This window comes from Bacillus pumilus (assembly GCF_009937765.1).
Classification (GTDB): Bacteria; Bacillota; Bacilli; order Bacillales; family Bacillaceae; genus Bacillus; species Bacillus pumilus_O.
Map to the genome: position 1 here is coordinate 1498321 of NZ_CP047089.1, position 19307 is coordinate 1517627.

Consider the following 19307-nt stretch of genomic DNA (forward strand, 5'->3'; position numbering starts at 1 on the left):
GCCGCATACAAGAAAGGAAAACGTGCGTAAACCCACTCACTAAGTATGCTATGATAGAAGAAGACAAACAAAAAAGGCGTGACCTAAAGTCCGCGCCTTTCATAAAGGGTGTTAGCTAGGGTCTCTTAAATCCCATTTAACGGTTAAAATGACTTTATCAGCACGCTTTTTCACTTGTTCATAAGATTCAGCCACGTGCTCGTTAAGAAGCTGGATTTGTTCAGCAATAAAACCTGCTTCCATCTGAAAGCATGGCTCCTTTTGATAGGTGAGTCGATTTGATACAAGTGGACCTTCGAGCTCAAACTCAATTTCCTGTTTTTTTGAATGGACCATCGTGAGAGTTCCCCAACCGGCATCATGGAAAAATTCGGGGATCTTCTCCCATGACTCTTGAGGAAATTTACGAGCAAGTAGCTTACCCGCAAAATACATCATAGATGAATGATCCTGACCAAGAATATCAGGCAGCAGAACTTCGCGTATCAGCTCGTAGGCAAATCCATTGACTTCAATTTCTTTTAGCTGTTCTAAGTTAGATTCGAATTTATTCATTGTACGGCTCCCCTCTTTCAACAATTTATTATAGCTTATGTGAGCATATGATGACAGAGTTTTCCCTGAAGTCTAAGAAATTCTTATTGTAGTAAAACGAATTTTGATTTAAAACTTTTAAATTTCGGAAAATTTTAATTTATGTACGCGGTTTCTTGACGCTTTTTTGACATAGGAGTAAAATGAAATTGTCAATAAATTTGAATAAAGTGCTTACAATTGAAAGAAGCGGGGGTAAGACAATTTTCAGCAATTGCACTTTTTACTAGGGGGTAAAGTAATGTCGGGGAACAAAGAATTTTTTTATCGGAGATTGCATTCTTTGCTTGGCGTCATTCCGGTCGGTCTATTTTTAATTCAGCACTTAGTTGTGAACCATTTTGCGACGAGTGGACCAGAGGCGTTTAACAAAGCTGCACACTTTATGGAACAGCTTCCATTCAGATATGCACTTGAGCTGTTCGTGATTTTCTTACCACTGATCTATCATGCTGTTTATGGGGTGTACATAGCCTTTACGGCACAAAACAACACGTCTCGCTTCAGTTATTTAAGAAACTGGTTGTTCAGACTGCAAAGGATTTCAGGTATCATCACATTGATTTTTGTCAGTTGGCACGTATGGGAAACACGAATTCAAGCGCAGCTTGGAGCTGAAGTGAACTATGACATGATGGCGAATATTTTAAGCTCTCCATTTATGCTAGGCTTCTATATTGTCGGCGTTTTATCTACTATTTTCCACTTTGCTAATGGCTTGTGGTCATTTGCTGTCAGCTGGGGAATTACTGTTTCACCACGCTCACAAAGAATCTCCACATATGTGACATTAGGTATATTTATAGCGCTTTCATATGTAGGGCTAAGAGCAATTTTCGCTTTTGTTTAAGAGGAAATAGATTAGTAGAAGAGGGAGAGGGGCTACAATGAGTAATTCTAGCATCATCGTTGTCGGAGGCGGCTTAGCTGGTCTCATGGCAACTATTAAAGCAGCAGAAGCGGGAACAGCTGTTAAACTATTTTCAATCGTACCTGTAAAACGTTCGCATTCCGTATGTGCACAGGGCGGAATCAACGGAGCGGTAAATACAAAAGGTGAAGGGGATTCACCTTATGAGCATTTTGATGACACGGTATATGGTGGAGACTTCTTAGCCAACCAGCCGCCAGTAAAGGCAATGTGTGAAGCAGCGCCGTCCATTATCCACTTACTTGATCGGATGGGTGTGATGTTTAACAGAACACCAGAGGGATTATTGGACTTCCGCCGCTTCGGGGGAACACAGCACCACCGTACAGCATTTGCTGGAGCTACAACAGGTCAGCAGTTATTATATGCACTTGATGAGCAGGTTCGCCGCTATGAAGTAGCAGGGCTTGTCACGAAATATGAAGGCTGGGAATTCCTTGGCGCTGTGTTAGATGACGAGGAAGTATGCCGAGGCATTGTCGCTCAGAACTTGACGACAATGGAAATTGAATCCTTCCGTTCAGATGCAGTGATCATGGCAACAGGCGGTCCTGGAATCGTGTTCGGAAAATCAACGAACTCCATGATCAATACTGGATCTGCTGCATCCATCGTCTATCAGCAAGGGGCTCATTACGCAAATGGAGAATTCATTCAAATTCACCCAACAGCGATCCCTGGAGATGACAAGCTTCGTCTCATGAGTGAATCGGCTCGTGGTGAAGGCGGACGTGTTTGGACATATAAAGACGGGAAGCCTTGGTACTTCCTAGAGGAAAAATATCCAGCATACGGAAACCTTGTACCACGTGATATCGCAACGCGTGAAATTTTCGACGTATGTGTCGAGCAAAAGCTTGGCATCAACGGAGAGAACATGGTATATCTCGATCTTTCTCATAAAGATCCGAAAGAACTTGATATTAAACTTGGCGGCATCATTGAAATCTATGAAAAATTCATGGGTGATGACCCACGTAAGCTTCCAATGAAAATTTTCCCTGCTGTTCATTACTCAATGGGCGGATTATGGGTTGATTATGATCAAATGACAAATATCAAAGGTCTATTCGCTGCCGGAGAATGTGATTACTCTATGCACGGCGGAAACAGACTTGGTGCAAACTCACTGCTTTCAGCCATTTACGGCGGAATGGTCGCTGGACCAAATGCTGTGAAGTACATTAGCGGTCTTGAAAAGTCTGCGGAAGACCTATCTTCTGCAACATTCGACAGTGCTGTGAAGAAAGAGCAGGAGAAATGGGACAACATTCTGAGCATGGACGGAACAGAAAATGCGTACGTGCTTCATAAAGAGCTTGGAGAATGGATGACGGATAACGTCACAGTCGTTCGTTACAATGACAAACTCTTAAAAACAGATCAGAAGATCGAAGAACTAATGGAGCGCTACAAACAGATCAACATCAATGATACAGCTTCATGGAGCAACCAAGGCGCTGCCTTCACACGTCAACTTGACAATATGCTTCAACTGGCAAGAGTCATTACGATCGGGGCTTACAACAGGAATGAAAGCCGAGGCGCACACTACAAACCGGACTTCCCAGAGAGAAACGATGAAGAATTCCTAAAAACAACGATGGCTACGTTCAAAGGAAAAAATCAAAAGCCTGCATTCCACTATGAGGACGTCGATGTATCGTTAATTGCACCTCGTAAACGAGATTACTCGAAGAAAAAGGTGGAGAAATAAGATGAGTGAAAAAAACACGATTCAATTCATAATCACACGTCAAGATACAGCAGATGGAAAGCCTTATGATGAAGAATTCGAAATCCCTTACCGCCCAAATATGAACGTCATTTCCGCACTCATGGAAATTAGACGGAACCCAGTCAATAAACAAGGGGAAAAAACAACGGCGATCAACTGGGATATGAACTGTCTTGAAGAGGTGTGCGGAGCTTGTTCTATGGTCATTAATGGAAAGCCACGCCAGTCATGTACAGCCTTGATTGACAAGCTAGAGCAACCGATTCGTCTTCAGCCGATGAAGACATTCCCGGTTGTGAGAGATTTGCAGGTTGATAGAAGCCGGATGTTCAATTCCTTGAAAAAGGTGAAAGCATGGGTACCGATCGATGGCACGTATGATCTTGGTCCAGGACCAAGAATGCCTGAGAAAAAACGTCAATGGGCATACGAGCTTTCGAAATGTATGACATGTGGCGTTTGCCTTGAAGCTTGTCCAAACGTGAATGATAAATCTTCCTTTATGGGACCTGCACCGCTTTCGCAAGTTCGTCTATTTAACGCACATCCGACAGGTGCGATGAATAAGTCTGACCGTCTAGAAGAAATTATGGGGGACGGTGGCCTTGCGAACTGCGGGAACTCCCAAAACTGTGTGCAGTCTTGTCCGAAAGGAATCCCGCTGACAACATCAATTGCTGCACTTAATCGAGATACAACTTTACAAGCATTCCGTAATTTCTTCGGAAGCGATCACGCAGAATAACATCACATTCAGTCCTCTTTGCCAATCATGATGAGTGTTTTAGAGGCTGGATGCAATATTTAAACAAACGCCTCTTCCGATATGGGAGAGGCGTTTTGTTCCAATTAAGGAGATGATCAAGTGAGATTGCCGTCATATATTGAAGAACCGTTTGAAGAGTGGAGGGCGTCCTTTCGATTTTATGTCGAAACGACTGTTCGTTTTTCAGAAACGGATATGTTTGGCCATATGAACAATGTTACCCCTTTTGTGTATTTTGAAGAGGCGCGCATTGCCTTTTTTCAAAAAACAGGCATTGTTGATAAACGGATGAAACGTGTGAGAGAAACCATGACAGTCGTCGCTAACCTGCAATGTGATTACATCAAGCAGGTAGAGATTGGAGAGAGGCTTCGTGTGTATGTCAAACCTGAGAAGGTCGGCTCAAGCTCACTCATTCTTCATTATTTAGGAGAAAATGAACAGCAGGAGCCATGCTTTACAGGCTCAGTCACCATGGTGCAAATTAGTAAAGACACAGGCACATCTGTCCCATTTACGGAAGACGAGAAAGAGACATTTCAGGCGCAGCGAAATGAGTAGCATGCTGTCTGATCAACGTACACGCTTCATTTTGTTATAATAAAAGCACCATATCAAGAAGAAACAAGAGGAGAACACATGAAGATTTTTCAATATGACACCATTGATAGTACAAATAATGAAGCGAAAAGGCTTATGCAGCAAGGAGAAAAGCCCTCATTTGCTGTCTATGCACGCCAGCAGACAGCAGGTAGAGGCAGACTTGGCAGGCCGTGGGAAACACCTTTAGGAAACGTGGCGGTAACCATGACAGTCATGCCACCAGAAGAACTCTCCACTCAATCAACGATCGCCCCGCTGACAGCACTAGCAATCTATGATGTGCTGAAACCACTCATAAGAGCGGAGGATGAGCTGGCGATCAAATGGCCGAATGATATTCTCATTAATGAAGCAAAGGTATCCGGCACATTAATTGAAGCAGACCGCAGCGCTATTTATATCGGTGTTGGCATCAATGTAGAGACGAAGCCAGAGCATGTCCCGTACAAAACCATTTGCTTATCAGAGCTGACAGAGGTGAAAGCTGATCAGCTAGTGAAAGACCTAGCAGCGGCTTTTGAAAAATACCATTCACGCTGGCAAAATGAAGGGTTTGAAGCACTCACTGCCCTTTATAACAAACGGTTATATCGTCTCAACAAGCCGCTTCGCATTTCGTTAGATCGTGAAAAACAAACATGGGAAGAAGGCATTTGCTGCGGTGTTAACCGCTTTGGTCATCTTCAGCTAAAAGATGATAAAGGACAGATCAAAGCTCATTCTGCGGGAGATATTGATGCCCCGTTTCAACATTAAAAAAAGCAGACGATGTTCTCGTCTGCTTTAGGCTTCTCTTTTAATATGAGGTTGTACAATATAGTCTTGTTTCGTAAAGACAACCCCGTCTAGAATTTCTCTTGCGGTTCGAATGACTTTGACTCTGTTTTGAGACATGTCAATGTCCGTTTGCATAATCCCGGCAGGGTGCCCAATTCGAAGCGTATCATGCTGTCCATCATAAAGCTGTGCAGGAAGCGTATGTTCCATAAAACAGCTGGCTGATACGCAGACAGAGCCGGTAATGGCAAGCGCTTGGTGTGGTCTTTGCATCGATAACATGCGTACGACGATATCCATATCGCCTGCTCGTCTCAGCACCCCGTTTGTATCGATATAATCAGCAGGTTCACTAATGATCGCAAGCTTCGGAACAGCTGGTGACTGTAATGTCGCCATGTCTCTTGGCGCAAAGTGACACATTTCAGCAGCGATGGAACGAATCTCTTCTAAATCATTCAGTAATGCGTCTGTAAATTCTTCTGGCAATTCGGTTCCTTTTAAATGAAGATCCTTCGCTCGGACAAAGGCAATGGGATTTGCGATGTCAACGATCGAGATCGGAATTTCTCCGAATTTTGTCTGAATCGTATTCATGCGGTTTCCTGTCGGAAAGGTTTTACCTGTCACAGCACCTTCAGGTTTTTCAAAGGATAGATAGATGGGAGATCCTGTCCCTTTTACTCCTGGAATTTCTACATCTCCCTCAAATTTTACTTCACCGTTTTCAACCTCAACCTCCGCTACAATGACTTTATTCGTGTTGGTATTGAGGATACGTACAGTCGTAATGGGCTCAACCGCTTGAACAAGTCCTTTAATGATGGCGTAAGGTCCAACCGCTGATGAGATATTCCCGCAGTTTCCTTTAAAATCGACATATCTCTCATTGATGCTGACTTGTGCAAACGTATAGTTCACATCCACATCTGGACGTGTGGCTTTATCAATAATGGCTACTTTGCTTGTTAAAGAATTACCGCCGCCGATCCCATCGACCTGCAGCCGGTCAGGACTGCCCATAATGTCTAAAAGAAATGCCTCGAGCTCATCGTGTTCATAGGGAGCATCGTTTGCTTGAATGAATACCCCTTTGCTTGTACCGCCTCGCATTATTGTGATTGGAACTTTTCTCATTGCTCTCACCCTCAATTTTTAATGAACTGTTTATCTAATCAAAATGGTAAAGTATAATAAGAAATAAGTTAAATACATTATTTTGAGAGAAACTGATAAAAAATTTTTATAACAAGGACAAAAGGAGGGTACACAATGGATGAAAAAGACTGGCGGTTTTTAAAGGTGCTATATGAAGAGAAGAACATTACAAAAGCAGCGGAAAAATTATTTGTCTCTCAGCCTGCCTTAAGTTATCGATTGAAGCAGCTTGAAGAGGAGTTTGATATGAAGCTTTTCTTTAAAAGAAAACGAGGGATTGAATTTACGTCAGAGGGCGAGTACTTGGCTAAATACGCAAATGACATGCTCAAGCAGCTCCAGCAAACGAAAGATGGCATGCTCAACATGCAAAAAAAGGTCAAAGGAACAATCCGGTTAGGGGTATCAAGTAACTTTGCTCAATATAAGCTCCCAGAAATTTTACGAGAATTTTCTAAGCAGTATCCACACGTCCAATTTATGGTCAATACAGGCTGGAGCACTAAAGTCATGGATTTATTAGGCACATCAAGTGTCCATTTAGGGATTTTAAGAGGGGATTATGACTGGAATGGAGAGCGGTTTTTACTTGATAAAGAGCGGCTTTGTATCATTTCAAAATCAGAAATTCAGCTAAAGGACCTTCCGAAGCTGCCGCTCATTGATTATCATACAGATAGTTCATTAAAACGATTGATTAACAGATGGTGGCAGGAAACGTTTGCCATGCCTCCGCTTGTGACGATGGAGACAGACCGTCAGGATACATCAAAAGAGATGGTCAAGCACGGTTTAGGCTATGCCATTGTCCCGGAAATTTGCCTCAGACCAAGTGATGAGCTATTTGTAAAAGGTCTTTCGTATAAAGATGGACAGCCTGTTTTAAGAGATACATGGCTTATGTACCAGCCTGACTCCCTTCATTTATCTGTTGTAAAAGCATTCATCGAATTTTTAAGAAGCCAGCAAGGCTGATTATAAAAATAATTTATAGAATATACGAAAAAATCAATATTTTCATTATGAAAAAAGCTATTATATCCTTGAAATAGAAAGCGCTAACATTCAGATCACAAGTGAAAAGGGGCGCTTGTTGATCGTGTAAAAAGAGGATGGAGGGATATATAGTGCTAGCTATTTTAGGGCTCTTAATGGTCGTGACTTTTACATTTCTTATTATGACAAAACGAATGCATCCGGTGGTGGCGTTAACCGTCGTACCGATCATCTTTGCATTGATTGGTGGGTTTTATAGTGGGCTAGGGGATATGATGCTCGATGGACTCAAAACGGTTGCACCATCTGCCGCTTTATTGCTATTTGCGATTTTATTCTTCGGTGTCATGCTGGATGCAGGGCTATTTGATCCACTGATTAAACTCATTTTACGTCTTGTGAAAGGGGATCCTGTCAAAATTGCGTTTGGGGTAGCGGTTTTGTCTATGCTTGTTGCATTAGATGGTGATGGGACGACAACATACATGATTACCGTGTCCGCTTTACTGCCGCTTTTCTTAAGAATTGGGATGAATCCGCTGATTTTAGGAACGATTTCATTATTATCATTAGGGATTATGAGCGGTATGACCCCGTGGGGTGGTCCAGCTACTCGAGCAATTGCTGCGCTCGGCTTGGATGCAGCTGAATTTTTTATTCCATTAATTCCAACGATGGTAGCTGGCGGTCTATTCATCCTTTTTACTGCCTATCTGCTTGGGAAAAAAGAGCGGAAGCGAATTGGAGTTGCAGAGATTCAGTATAAAGAAGAGTTTCAGATCTCTCCTGAGCTGGCAGCGTCAATTGAAGATGGCGTAGAAGACATAAAGAGACCGAAACTCATTTGGGTGAACTTCTTCCTGACGATGGCGGTTATGGTGACACTTGTTTTAGACATCGTACCGATTCCAGTTCTCTTTCTCATTGGGTTTGTCATCGCGCTCATGATCAACTATCCAAAGGTTGAAGATCAGCGCGAGAGAATTTTATCACATGCCGGAAATGCCTTAACGGTCATTACCCTTGTGTTTGCAGCTGGAATTTTCACAGGCATTTTTTCAGGGACAAAAATGGTGGAGTCTATTGCTAACTTGGTCATCTACATGATTCCGGATTCCTACAGCTCATTCTTTCCACTCATTGTCGCTTTAACGAGTATGCCATTTACCTTTGTTCTTTCAAATGATGCTTATTATTTCGGGGTGTTGCCAATTTTGGCGGAAGCCGGCGCTGCATACGGGATTGATCCGGTGGAGATTGCGCGCGCTTCTATTATAGGACAGCCTGTCCACTTGCTAAGCCCTCTTGTGGCTTCAACGCTTCTTCTTGTCAGTATGCTGAACAAAGATATTGGCGATTTGCAAAGGTACGCCCTGCTATGGACCGTGTTAACTGCCCTTTTTACAACATTAATCGCTTTGTTAACAGGTGCCATTTCTATCTTTTAAATACGTGTATAAAAAGGACGATGTCTCAGGTAGGAGACTCGTCCTTTTTTGTGCGGATAAAAGCGCACAAAATGGACGCTCATATGCGGGAATTCTCGATTTTAACGTCACCTACCTCGGGCAACCGGCATATGATATCTCGACTATACAGAATCCCATTCTATAGAGACTAGAGCTCTCACCTTAGCAAGGAGGGTTACAATACTTGAAGGAGAAAGAGTTTCAATCCAAGCCGCTATTAACCAAAAGAGAAAGAGAAGTATTCGAATTGCTCGTCCAAGATAAAACAACAAAAGAAATTGCAAGCGAGCTTTTTATTAGCGAAAAGACTGTTCGGAACCACATTTCGAATGCCATGCAAAAGCTAGGAGTCAAAGGTCGTTCACAGGCCGTAGTCGAGCTTCTGCGTATGGGTGAGCTAGAGCTCTAAAGTCAGCCGGTTTTCCTTCCACCCTAGGAAGGAACCGGTTATTTCTATATGGTTCCATGAGTCTCTTCTTGCATTTTCTCTGAAAAACGAGGAAAATAGGAATGTACGTTTTAATTAAAGTGAGATGCTATAGTGAGGTATCAATGAAATGGAAACGAATGAGTCTGGCCATGTAGCAGAGATTGAAAAATCATTGCGCCATATTGCGGCAATTATTAAGCAAAAAGGCAGAGAAATCCTGAATCAATATACGATTACACCTCCTCAATTTGTAGGGCTTCAGTGGCTTTATGAATTCGGAGATATGACAATAGGTGAGCTATCACAAAAGATGTATTTGGCTTGCAGTACAACCACCGACTTAATTGATCGAATGGAAAAAAGTGAACTTGTCGAACGAGTAAAAGATCCTTCTGACCGCCGCGTGGTTCGCATTCATTTATTGCCTGAAGGCGAGCGGATCATTCAAGAAGTGATTGTCAAACGCCAAGAATACGTCAGTGAACTTCTAGGGGCTTTCTCAGAAGAAGAAGCCATCGTTTTCAATCAATCCTTAACGAAACTACAGCAGCAAATGAAAAGAAAATGAGGCGATTTTGTTGGATCAACCAATCGGCGTCATTGATTCCGGCGTCGGCGGTTTAACCGTTGCAAAGGAAATCATGAGACAACTACCAAAAGAAAAAATCATTTACGTAGGCGATACAAAACGGTGCCCGTATGGTCCTCGGAAAGAAGAAGAGGTTCTTCAATATACTTGGGAAATGGCACACTACTTATTAAGACATCACCATATTAAAATGCTCGTCATCGCATGCAACACAGCGACGGCGATCGCACTAGATGAAATCAAAGCAACACTCGATATTCCGGTCATTGGCGTGATTCAGCCTGGTGCTCGCACAGCCATCAAGGTGACAAACAATCAGCAGATTGGTGTCATTGGTACGGCCAATACGATCAAAAGCGAGGCATACAAAGAAGCTTTGCTATCCCTAAAAGCAGGACTAGCGGTTCAAAGTCTGGCATGTCCGCTGCTTGTCCCATTTGTGGAAAGTGGTACATTTTTAGATCAGACAGCAGATGAAGTGGTGAAAGATTCCCTTGAACCGATGAAAGAAACAGGAATTGATACACTCATTCTTGGCTGCACGCACTATCCGATTTTAAAAGAGTCAATTCAGCGCTTTATGGGCAGTGATGTGAGCATCATTTCATCAGGAGATGAGACAGCTAGAGAAGCGAGTACAATTCTTTCCTATAAAGGACTGTTAAACACTTCTCAAGAAGCGCCTGTTCATACATTTTATACAACAGGGCAACAGCAAAATTTTGAAAACATCGCTCGTGACTGGTTTGGCTATCTGCCAGGAAAAGTCGAAACCGTATCACTCGAACATGTCTATCAGCAATAACCCCCTTCTTCTTGAGGTGGGTTATTTTTTTATGAAAAGGGTCTAATCCGTAGAGGGAGCTCGTATACATAGTAGTACAAACTACTAGAGGAGGGTGAAGTATGCTGAAAAAAGGATCTACAGCAGCTGTGACGTGTATCGCGTCAGCCATGCTTTTGTCAGGATGCGGATTGTTTCAAACAGACCAAGCGAAAACAGAGATTGACCCGCCACAAAACGTCACATATGTGAAAGATAATAAAGAAGATAAACAAACAGCCAAAGAAGGAAAAGAAGAGAAGAAGGCAGATACAGTCATGAGAGAATTATATTTAATTGATAAAAACGGGTATGTCGTCTCTCAATCCATTCCACTACCGAAAAATGAAGGAAGTGCCAAACAAACCCTTGAATATCTCGTAGACGGAGGACCGATTTCGAATCTCATGCCAAATGGATTCCGGGCTGTTTTGCCGGCCGACACGAACGTATCTGTCGACATTAAAGACGGAACAGCCGTAGTGGATTTTTCAAATGAATTCAAAAACTATAAAAAAGAAGATGAACAGCGTATCCTTCAATCGGTCACTTGGACGTTAACACAGTTTGATTCTGTCGCCAAAGTCAAATTGAAAATGAATGGTCATGAATTAAAAGAAATGCCTGTGAATGGTACACCGATTTCAGATGATTTAAGCAGAGAAGACGGTATTAATATTCAGCACGAGGTTGCCGCTGATATGACATCAACAAAGCCTGTGACGGTTTATTACTTAGCTGAATCTGATGAACAGACGTATTATGTTCCTGTGACCAAAAGGGCGCCAAAAGACGAGGATGATCAAATTACAGCAGCCATTGATGAGCTCGTCTCTGGACCAAGCAAAAAAAGCCATTTGCTCACAGACTTTGATCAAGATGTTAAGCTGAATGATATCCCGAAAGTAAAAGACGGACATGTGACACTTGATTTCAACGAATCCATTTTTGGCAGCGCGGATGAAAAGAAAAAGGTGATTTCACAAAAAGTTCTTGATAGCATTGTGCTCACATTAACAGAGCTACCGGACGTCAAAAGCGTATCCGTTAAGGTAAACGGCAAGGCTGAACTTGTGAACGAAAAAGGAACAGAGCTGACAAAGCCAGTTTCAAGACCAGAACAAGTGAATACAGGTAGTTTTTAACGGCACACATTGATATAATGGAGAAAAAGAGGCATGCATATTCGCTGCCTCTTTTTTATTCCAAGCGATTAGAACGAGCCGAGGTTGTCAAAGTTAGTAGGAGAACCCCGCTGGCATACGCGCGGAATGTATATTGTAACGGAGGTAAATCATGAGATTAGATGAAAGACACTATGACGAATTAAGAAAAATTGAAATAGAGGCAGGCTACATTACGCATCCAGAAGGCTCTGTCTTAATCTCAGCGGGCAATACGAAGGTGATTTGTAACGCATCCATCGAAGACCGCGTACCTCCTTTTTTAAGAGGAGAAGGAAAAGGCTGGATTACAGCAGAATATAGCATGCTTCCAAGAGCAACCGCTCAAAGAACCATTAGAGAATCATCTAAAGGCAAAGTGACAGGACGTACAATGGAAATTCAGCGATTAATTGGACGAGCACTCCGTGCAGTCGTTGACTTAGAAAAGCTTGGCGAACGCACGATTTGGATTGACTGTGATGTCATTCAAGCAGACGGAGGCACACGCACAGCATCCATTACAGGTGCTTTTGTTGCCATGACGCTTGCGATTCAAAAGCTCCGAGCAGAAGGTGCCATCAAACAAAACCCAATCACTGATTATTTAGCGGCGATATCCGTCGGAATTGATTCTCAGCAAGGTCTTCTGTTAGATTTAAATTATGAAGAAGATTCTTCAGCTGAAGTGGATATGAACGTCATCATGACAGGCGCTGGACGCTTTGTTGAACTTCAAGGCACAGGCGAAGAAGCGACATTCTCAAGAGAACAGCTAAACGGACTGCTTGATTTAGCCGAAAAGGGCATCAAAGAGCTAATTGAAAAGCAAAAAGCAGTGACAGGAGAAGTCATCGAATAAAAAGAAGGGTTTGATCAGGATGAAAACAGCCATCATTGCAACGCACAATGCGGGCAAAGCGAAAGAATTCAAAGCCATTCTTGAGCCAAAAGGATTCACGGTCAAAACACTAGCAGACATCGGCTTTATTGAAGAAATTGAAGAAACAGGACATACCTTCGAAGAAAATGCCGTCATCAAAGCCGAGGCGATTCAAGCCAAAGCGGGTGAAATGGTCATTGCAGACGATTCCGGTTTGTCGATTGATTATCTTGGCGGAAAACCTGGCGTCTATTCAGCGAGATACGCTGGTGAGCATAAAAATGATGCTGAGAATGTAGAAAAAGTGCTGAGCGAACTTCAAGGCATTGAAAAAGAAGACCGCACAGCTAGATTCAGATGTGCCCTAGCTGTCAGCATACCAGGCAAAGAAACAAAAACGGTAGAAGGATCAGTAGAAGGCTTTATCGCAGAGGAACCAATCGGCGAAAATGGCTTCGGATATGACCCGATTTTCATCGTCAAAGACAAAGACCAGACAATGGCCGAATTATCACCAGAGGAGAAAAATAAGATCAGCCATCGAGCGGTCGCGCTTCAAAAGCTTTCATCACTGCTAGACGCAAATGAATAAGGGGGAATGAAGCCATGAAGATACTCATCATTAGTGACAGTCATGGACTCACAGACGAACTTCAAATGATCGCCAAAAGGCACGCGGCTGAAGTCGACATGATGATTCACTGCGGAGATTCAGAACTCGAAACGAACCACCCAGCACTCGAAGGATACAAGGTCGTCAAAGGAAATTGTGACTTTATGGGCGATTTTGAAGAAGAGCTCCTGCTCCCACTGGATGGAGGCGGAAAACTATTTCTCACTCACGGACATCTGCATGGCATCAAACAATCCTTGCTTCAAGTCTACTACCGTGCAGAAGAGCTAGGCGCAGACATCATCTGCTTTGGTCACTCGCATATCCCAGGCAGTGAACTGCTGAGAGGAAAACTGCTTATTAACCCAGGCAGCGTGCACCTGCCAAGAGTGCGCAAAGAGCGCAGCTATGCTATACTGACACTAGATGGAAGTGAAGCGAACGTACAATTTTTCACAGACGAAGGTCAAGCCATACAAGACCTCGAAAACACTGTCACATTGGAAGGTATTTCATAAGGGTGCAGCATTTGCCCCTTATGAAAAAAACTTTCGAAAAACCGTTGACTTTAAAGAACAATAGTAATATAATAAATATTGTCGCTGAGGTAATACACCATAGCACACTACATAACAACATGTCCCAGTAGCTCAGCTGGATAGAGCAACGCCCTTCTAAGGCGTCGGTCGGGAGTTCGAATCTCTCCTGGGACGTATTAAATTAAAAGCCTGAAATCCTTTATTATCAAGGATTTCAGGCTTTTTTGTTTCTTGGAACTTAAGTTTGCAACTCGCTTCAAAACAGGGTTTTGGGAGCGAGTTCCGTTCCCTGTTTTTTTATCAATGAAGCTATCAAAATGGGTAGCTCATTTTTGATCAGCTTCTTCGATGACATGGGCGTAAATTGACATAGTTGTATCCATTTTTGTATGCCCTAACCGTTCCTAAATAACTGCGATTTATTTAAATGATTGGATAATTCAGTTCGTAATTTGGGTAGCAATAATAAGGCGGTCTACGTCCAATTTCAGACATTAGCCATGAATGCTCCATATAAACCATAGTAACTTTTTTCGTTGAATGGTTAACAAGTAATAACTTTACTTCAGGATTAAATTCATATCTCAATTCAATGACCTCCTTATATTAGGACTGTGTGGATTCCCCGCCGTCAACATGCAGCACTTGACCTGTAACAAAACGAGAATCATCAGAAGCAAGATAAACAAATGTTGGTGCGAGTTCAAATGGATGGGCAACTCGTTCCATTGGATTAAATGCTCCATATACACCCACTTGGTCTGACGAGAAGCTTGCTGCAATGAGTGGTGTCCAGATTCGACCAGGAGCAACGGCATTTACACGAATTCCTTGTTTTACAACATTTTTAGCCAAAGCACGTGTCCAACCAACAATTGCACCTTTTGTGGCGGTATAATCAATCATTTGTTGCTCACCTACATACGTTACGACTGAAGAAGTGCCGATAATAGAACTGCCTGGTTTTAAGTAAGGAAGCGCTGCTCTGGTTGTGTAAAAATGTGAGTAAATGTTGACTTTAAAGGTGTCATCGAATTGTTCGTCGATAATGTTAAGAAGGCTTGGTTGTTGAAATTGGATACCAACGTGGTTACATAGAACGTCTAGACGCCCGAAGGTTTTTATTGTTTTCTCTACAATGGTGATACATTGCCTTTTATCTCGCAAGTCTCCTGGCATCAATAAACAACGTTGCCCAAGTTCTTCGATTCTTGCTTTTGTTCTATTAGCATCTTCGTGTTCATCTAAGTATGCAATCGCAACGTCAGCACTTTCCTTTGCGAAGGCGATAGCTACGGCTGCACCAATACCACTATCCCCTCCTGTAATAAGAGCAACTTTTCCCGCTAACTTACCACTCCCTTTGTAATTTGTATTTTCAATAATTGGAAGTGGTACCATTAAACCTTCTACACCAGGATGACGAAGTTGACGTTGTTCAGGTAAATTAATTGGAATTTCTTCATAGCGTGTGATTTTTCCGTAATTAGGGTACATGGGATAAGGTTGAGTTTTCATTTTCTCTAGAAACATCTGTTGCATTTGTTTGATTTGTTGCAACTTACGCTCATCAGATTCTTGTGTCATTTAATTCCCTCCAAATGTACTTATTCCCTTTAAATGTTTATGTTGTTGACTGCTAATCCAAGTATTAATAATGAATAAACTTGTGAAGGAGTTATTTGAAGAGTTTCAGTAAGCTTTTATGAGTAGGTTGGAATTTCCAGGTGTTTGAACACGCATCAGCAATCTGGACGTAATAAGAAAAAAGCCTGAAACCCTTTACTATAAAGGATTTCAGGCTTTTTTGTTTGTTGGAACTTAGGTGGCTGAACTGCCGTAGTAGAAATTCTGTCTCATTCCAATCTATATATGCTTGTACGTTGTAAGTTTAATCTATTACGTAACAGCGATCTTGATAAATAACTTTACATTTATATGGTTGAACATCTACTTTTCCATCACCCATTTAAGGCCGGGAAAAGTTTCAGCTTTTGCTGGTGCAGCAGATAAAATTAAAACACTAGCAAGTGCAACAGCCCCAATAGCTTTTTTGAAATTGATTCTGAACGTTGGTATTCCGCCTGAGATAAATGTTAGGGATTTAAATAATACAATTAAAGAAATGGGTTGAATGAAAAAGTCCACTAGTTAGACATACTTCAAGCATAAGTCCAAGACGCAGAGCTTGCGGACACTTAAATCCCTAGAAACGATTTGCCGTGGACCGTGTCTCCCTCAACATTTTGAAAAATCCCCTAAATGAAAATTCGGACGGAGGGGATGGTAAGACCCAGACAACCAGTTGACTTGTTGCTAGTGAAAGGAAAGAAAAACCTTACCAAGAAAGAGATTGAAGAAAGAAGAGAGCAGGAAATAAAGGCGCCAGATGACAAGTGAAAGTTCCTTCTTACTTACCAAAAGACTTATGTTGAAGTAAAGCAGTAATGAAAAGCCCTTCCGACATGGAGGGGCTTTTCTTAGTTATTCATCACTGGCCAATTCCCATATTTTTTGACCGTCCGGTAAATATACTGCTTTTGGTGGATCATTATAAAGGGAAATTTCAGTAAAAGCATTACCTTCTCTCAACCATTCATAAACAATACCACTATTATTGGTAGGATTAGCTAATATTTTATTTGCTTTAAATCCAGCTGCATGGTATTCCGTGTAATTTACATCGTCATCTTCTAATCCATTGTCTGTTTCATAAACCGTATCTAGTTGACCGATAATTCTAAAACCACTTTTCCATTCTAGTATCATATCACTTTTTTCAAAATCTATTAATGTTCTAATTAATGAATCGTAACCCATGTATATCCCCTTCTGATAATGATTTTTATGGTCTCGCTGGTACTATGTGAGCTCCGTCTTTTCCGTAATGTATCAATCCGTTAGTAGTTTCAACATACGTTTTGGATTTGTGATCATAGTATTTTCCTATTACTTGACCAAAATTTATTCTTTCTCTATTTTTAGTGAACATATCCCCTTTTCCTGCAAACTTATCTAGTAATTCTTGTGCCTTTTTATTGTCTCCATAAAAGATACTCTTGGTTTTACCATTCGCAACTTCTTGCTTATAGTTAGGTGCATCAGAAATATGTTTTTCTTGAGCGCCTGGTTTTACTTTTACAGGGAAACCATTTACTTCACGATACGGACCTTTTGGTACGGAGTGTTTGCCGAAGGAAGGTGTTTTGACAATCTTCTTAGATCCTTTCTCTCCTTTCATTATTTTAAATACGTATTTTCCTACTTTAGCGATTTTAGCTCCGGGTATCATGTACAAGCTTGATACTAGACGGTCCATGTCAGCGACTTTGTCACCTGTTACAGGGTCTCTTCCTGTGATGACTCGAATGGCATCATTTATTCCTGTAAATTCAACTGCTGTATATAAGATGTTTGAGGTTTGTTTCAAGTCGGAAATCTTTGTGATGCTTTCAATATTCACTTTGTTTTGATCCGTTATTCGTAACCGATAGAGCATTCCATCTCGAATAACTTCAACTGTTTTGGCATTTGCGAAGTCAATCTTTTCATTTGTATTATATACTTTTCCATTTACGAACACGGCGTTTTGATTGATTTTATTAGAGGGTTTCTTCTTCACAAGAGTATCCACATTCGATTGCTCTTTATCATTCAGCTTGTTCAGCATGATCGTCATTGGATTTTCTTTAGGGTCGTCTATTTTTTTATTCAATCCGCTGATGTTACTGCTGATTTTTTCTTCTTTTCCATCTTTGAAGATAGAGCCTTTTTGATAACTGGTAATTTCAATTTTCGGACCAGTGAACATCTTGCTTAAAGTATCTATGTATTGCTTCATTGTGTGAAGGGCACTTTTTGTTTCATTTAGTGCACTTGTTTGTTCTCTGTCAAATGCATGAAGTAGACCAATGGTTTTGGACGTCTCAAGCCATGCTTTCTGATAGCTTTGTTGGAAAGTAGATTCGTCTACATGAGGCAAATGCACAATATGGTTTACTCTGCCAATGGCTTGATTCACATCTGATACGATATCAGAAATGGTCCGTTCGGCTTTTTTTAACCCTTGGTCAAGCTCTTGTTCAATGAATGATTGAGAGATAAAACCATTCGGGTTTGATTCAAAAGCATGAAGTGCCTGTTTTGTCTTTTTTAGCGCACCGCTGTATTCTTCAATGACGATCTGAAAGAATTGCAAAAAGGGAATATGACACTCCATATAAAAATCTTTTATCGCTTGTCCAGCTTCTCCCTTTAATGCGCTATCTAAGGAGATGATTTGATTGATTTGTTTTTCTAGGGATTTCACATTCTGTGATTGCTGCTTCAACTTGTTCAGCGTTTGGTCAATTCCATTCTTCAACTCAAAGACGTCAATGGTTTTCATTCCATTCTCCTTTACTTTCTGTTAGTACTCTTAGCAATTGCTTTGTCTATTTTCACCATGGTGTTAACGGCTTGTTCTGTCCGTGCAAGTTGTTTTTGCTTTCATTTAGAACTTTGAGAGAGTTCACATAAAAAAAGGAGCTGCATAAACGACAGCTCCCAAGAAGAGGAGTTAATTTTTCTTTTTTTTGTAGTCTTTTACTAAGCTTGAAACAACTAAATCTATCACACTGAAAGCCACAATATAAAATAAAACATTTGTTACAGGTGTATCAATTTTCCCTAGGATCATTACAAGGGCAATAATAGCGCCGGGTAAAGTAATTAATAACATTTTGGATGGCGTGCTTGGCTGTGACACTTAATGACCTCCTGGTTGATCCATTAAATAGATATTTTAGTTGATTTTAACATATGGAGATTGTGCGAACAACATAAGGGAAAAGCGGACAAACGAAACTTGCTGATTTTATGGAATTATTTCTATTTAACCTTTTATGTAATAAAATGTATATGATTTATACAAAGGGGTGAGATGGCGGTGAAGCATTTTTTAACGGCAATCGTAGTGGCTATCATAGTGGGGATCATTGTATATGTTGCAGATAATCGTTTAAGCATGTTTCCGTTGATGCTGATTTTAGCGGCTGCGATCTATATCGTAAGCAGAATTAGCGAAGCATTGATTAAGAAATACTCAAAAGAAAATAGTTAATAGCACAGCCCTCCATTGGAAGGGCGTTTTTTAATTAACCTTCCTAATGAAAAAGGCATTGTAAAGCGGTAAATATGCGAAAGAGAGAATATTCTTTCTCCAACTAAAAAAAGTAAGGTGTATAAGATCAAAAC

At 41.3% G+C, this 19307-nt stretch carries 21 protein-coding genes, 1 tRNA gene and 1 pseudogene; 17 read left to right on the top strand and 6 right to left on the bottom strand.

Annotated elements, in window-relative coordinates; genetic code table 11:
- Positions 1-111 precede the first annotated feature (111 nt).
- Complete coding sequence (locus GPS65_RS07245) at positions 112-555, bottom strand: YslB family protein (RefSeq protein WP_003216293.1); 444 nt, start codon at positions 553-555, stop codon at positions 112-114.
- A 280-nt stretch (positions 556-835) separates the two neighbouring features.
- Here GPS65_RS07245 and GPS65_RS07250 point away from each other — a divergent pair, with 280 nt between their 5' ends.
- The 5 genes from GPS65_RS07250 to GPS65_RS07270 all read left to right on the top strand — a co-directional run bounded on the left by GPS65_RS07250 (position 836) and on the right by GPS65_RS07270 (position 5388).
- Positions 836-1444, top strand: a complete 609-nt coding sequence (locus GPS65_RS07250) for a succinate dehydrogenase cytochrome b558 subunit (protein ID WP_012010818.1) — start codon at positions 836-838, stop codon at positions 1442-1444.
- 37 nt (positions 1445-1481) lie between these two features.
- Positions 1482-3242 (top strand): succinate dehydrogenase flavoprotein subunit, encoded by a 1761-nt coding sequence (sdhA, locus tag GPS65_RS07255; RefSeq protein ID WP_012010817.1) that lies wholly within the window; start codon positions 1482-1484, stop codon positions 3240-3242.
- A gap of 1 nt (position 3243) precedes the next feature.
- Positions 3244-4008 (top strand): succinate dehydrogenase iron-sulfur subunit, encoded by a 765-nt coding sequence (sdhB, locus tag GPS65_RS07260; protein WP_012010816.1) that lies wholly within the window; start codon positions 3244-3246, stop codon positions 4006-4008.
- A gap of 120 nt (positions 4009-4128) precedes the next feature.
- Positions 4129-4590, top strand: coding sequence for an acyl-CoA thioesterase (locus GPS65_RS07265; protein WP_003216642.1), 462 nt, complete (start codon positions 4129-4131; stop codon positions 4588-4590).
- Between the two features lie 78 nt (positions 4591-4668).
- On the top strand, positions 4669-5388 hold the full coding sequence (locus GPS65_RS07270) for a biotin--[acetyl-CoA-carboxylase] ligase (protein ID WP_012010815.1): 720 nt from the start codon (positions 4669-4671) through the stop codon (positions 5386-5388).
- Between the two features lie 27 nt (positions 5389-5415).
- Here GPS65_RS07270 and GPS65_RS07275 read toward each other — a convergent pair whose 3' ends face one another.
- Positions 5416-6546, bottom strand: coding sequence for a 2-methylaconitate cis-trans isomerase PrpF family protein (locus GPS65_RS07275; RefSeq protein ID WP_012010814.1), 1131 nt, complete (start codon positions 6544-6546; stop codon positions 5416-5418).
- A 135-nt stretch (positions 6547-6681) separates the two neighbouring features.
- Between GPS65_RS07275 and GPS65_RS07280 the strand changes: the two genes are divergently transcribed.
- From GPS65_RS07280 to GPS65_RS07325, 10 genes are all read left to right on the top strand, one after another.
- Entirely contained in the window at positions 6682-7542 is an 861-nt protein-coding gene (locus GPS65_RS07280) for a LysR family transcriptional regulator (protein ID WP_012010813.1), read from the top strand.
- Between the two features lie 152 nt (positions 7543-7694).
- A complete protein-coding gene (locus tag GPS65_RS07285; RefSeq protein WP_012010812.1) occupies positions 7695-9011 on the top strand; it encodes a CitMHS family transporter in 1317 nt (438 codons plus the stop codon).
- Between the two features lie 205 nt (positions 9012-9216).
- Positions 9217-9441: a spore germination transcription factor GerE gene (gerE, locus tag GPS65_RS07290; protein WP_003184172.1), complete on the top strand. Its 225-nt coding sequence runs from the start codon at positions 9217-9219 to the stop codon at positions 9439-9441.
- A 148-nt stretch (positions 9442-9589) separates the two neighbouring features.
- Positions 9590-10030, top strand: coding sequence for a MarR family winged helix-turn-helix transcriptional regulator (locus GPS65_RS07295; RefSeq protein WP_007501606.1), 441 nt, complete (start codon positions 9590-9592; stop codon positions 10028-10030).
- Positions 10031-10037: 7 nt separating this feature from the next.
- The gene (racE, locus tag GPS65_RS07300; RefSeq protein ID WP_012010811.1) at positions 10038-10856 is read left to right on the top strand and encodes a glutamate racemase; all 819 of its coding nucleotides are present in this window, start codon (positions 10038-10040) and stop codon (positions 10854-10856) included.
- Between the two features lie 101 nt (positions 10857-10957).
- Positions 10958-12019 carry a GerMN domain-containing protein gene (locus GPS65_RS07305; protein WP_012010810.1) on the top strand — a complete coding sequence of 354 codons (1062 nt, stop codon included), beginning with the start codon at positions 10958-10960 and terminating at the stop codon, positions 12017-12019.
- 151 nt (positions 12020-12170) lie between these two features.
- Positions 12171-12899 (top strand): ribonuclease PH, encoded by a 729-nt coding sequence (gene rph, locus GPS65_RS07310; RefSeq protein ID WP_012010809.1) that lies wholly within the window; start codon positions 12171-12173, stop codon positions 12897-12899.
- 10 nt (positions 12900-12909) lie between these two features.
- Positions 12910-13512, top strand: a complete 603-nt coding sequence (locus tag GPS65_RS07315; protein WP_162900858.1) for an XTP/dITP diphosphatase — start codon at positions 12910-12912, stop codon at positions 13510-13512.
- Between the two features lie 14 nt (positions 13513-13526).
- Positions 13527-14051: a YfcE family phosphodiesterase gene (locus tag GPS65_RS07320; RefSeq protein WP_012010807.1), complete on the top strand. Its 525-nt coding sequence runs from the start codon at positions 13527-13529 to the stop codon at positions 14049-14051.
- Between the two features lie 121 nt (positions 14052-14172).
- Positions 14173-14246 (top strand) — tRNA-Arg (locus tag GPS65_RS07325).
- 432 nt (positions 14247-14678) lie between these two features.
- Here GPS65_RS07325 and GPS65_RS07330 read toward each other — a convergent pair.
- Complete coding sequence (locus GPS65_RS07330; protein WP_119125198.1) at positions 14679-15659, bottom strand: SDR family oxidoreductase; 981 nt, start codon at positions 15657-15659, stop codon at positions 14679-14681.
- A gap of 696 nt (positions 15660-16355) precedes the next feature.
- Between GPS65_RS07330 and GPS65_RS19440 the strand changes: the two are divergent.
- Positions 16356-16501, top strand: a pseudogene (locus tag GPS65_RS19440) (phage terminase small subunit P27 family); the annotation flags it as partial.
- Between the two features lie 55 nt (positions 16502-16556).
- Here the strand turns inward: GPS65_RS19440 and GPS65_RS07340 are convergent.
- From GPS65_RS07340 to GPS65_RS07350, 3 genes are all read right to left on the bottom strand, one after another.
- Entirely contained in the window at positions 16557-16892 is a 336-nt protein-coding gene (locus tag GPS65_RS07340) for a hypothetical protein (RefSeq protein ID WP_012010804.1), read from the bottom strand.
- A gap of 25 nt (positions 16893-16917) precedes the next feature.
- The gene (locus GPS65_RS07345; protein WP_012010803.1) at positions 16918-18459 is read right to left on the bottom strand and encodes a T7SS effector LXG polymorphic toxin; all 1542 of its coding nucleotides are present in this window, start codon (positions 18457-18459) and stop codon (positions 16918-16920) included.
- Between the two features lie 171 nt (positions 18460-18630).
- Positions 18631-18819 (bottom strand): hypothetical protein, encoded by a 189-nt coding sequence (locus GPS65_RS07350; RefSeq protein WP_161985391.1) that lies wholly within the window; start codon positions 18817-18819, stop codon positions 18631-18633.
- A gap of 174 nt (positions 18820-18993) precedes the next feature.
- On the opposite strand from GPS65_RS07350, the gene GPS65_RS07355 reads away from it, so the two are divergent.
- Positions 18994-19173 carry a hypothetical protein gene (locus tag GPS65_RS07355; RefSeq protein WP_012010801.1) on the top strand — a complete coding sequence of 60 codons (180 nt, stop codon included), beginning with the start codon at positions 18994-18996 and terminating at the stop codon, positions 19171-19173.
- The last annotated feature ends 134 nt before the right edge of the window (positions 19174-19307 follow it).

What these genes read in the sequence shown, in the direction of transcription:
- GPS65_RS07245 (WP_003216293.1), bottom strand. Translation starts at nt 555, where the DNA reads ATGAATAAATTCGAATCTAACTTAGAACAGCTAAAAGAAATTGAAGTC.
- GPS65_RS07250 (WP_012010818.1), top strand. Translation starts at nt 836, where the DNA reads ATGTCGGGGAACAAAGAATTTTTTTATCGGAGATTGCATTCTTTGCTT.
- sdhA (WP_012010817.1), top strand. Translation starts at nt 1,482, where the DNA reads ATGAGTAATTCTAGCATCATCGTTGTCGGAGGCGGCTTAGCTGGTCTC.
- sdhB (WP_012010816.1), top strand. Translation starts at nt 3,244, where the DNA reads ATGAGTGAAAAAAACACGATTCAATTCATAATCACACGTCAAGATACA.
- GPS65_RS07270 (WP_012010815.1), top strand. Translation starts at nt 4,669, where the DNA reads ATGAAGATTTTTCAATATGACACCATTGATAGTACAAATAATGAAGCG.
- GPS65_RS07275 (WP_012010814.1), bottom strand. Translation starts at nt 6,546, where the DNA reads ATGAGAAAAGTTCCAATCACAATAATGCGAGGCGGTACAAGCAAAGGG.
- GPS65_RS07280 (WP_012010813.1), top strand. Translation starts at nt 6,682, where the DNA reads ATGGATGAAAAAGACTGGCGGTTTTTAAAGGTGCTATATGAAGAGAAG.
- GPS65_RS07295 (WP_007501606.1), top strand. Translation starts at nt 9,590, where the DNA reads ATGGAAACGAATGAGTCTGGCCATGTAGCAGAGATTGAAAAATCATTG.
- GPS65_RS07305 (WP_012010810.1), top strand. Translation starts at nt 10,958, where the DNA reads ATGCTGAAAAAAGGATCTACAGCAGCTGTGACGTGTATCGCGTCAGCC.
- rph (WP_012010809.1), top strand. Translation starts at nt 12,171, where the DNA reads ATGAGATTAGATGAAAGACACTATGACGAATTAAGAAAAATTGAAATA.
- GPS65_RS07320 (WP_012010807.1), top strand. Translation starts at nt 13,527, where the DNA reads ATGAAGATACTCATCATTAGTGACAGTCATGGACTCACAGACGAACTT.
- GPS65_RS07330 (WP_119125198.1), bottom strand. Translation starts at nt 15,659, where the DNA reads ATGACACAAGAATCTGATGAGCGTAAGTTGCAACAAATCAAACAAATG.
- GPS65_RS07340 (WP_012010804.1), bottom strand. Translation starts at nt 16,892, where the DNA reads ATGGGTTACGATTCATTAATTAGAACATTAATAGATTTTGAAAAAAGT.
- GPS65_RS07345 (WP_012010803.1), bottom strand. Translation starts at nt 18,459, where the DNA reads ATGAAAACCATTGACGTCTTTGAGTTGAAGAATGGAATTGACCAAACG.
- GPS65_RS07355 (WP_012010801.1), top strand. Translation starts at nt 18,994, where the DNA reads ATGGCGGTGAAGCATTTTTTAACGGCAATCGTAGTGGCTATCATAGTG.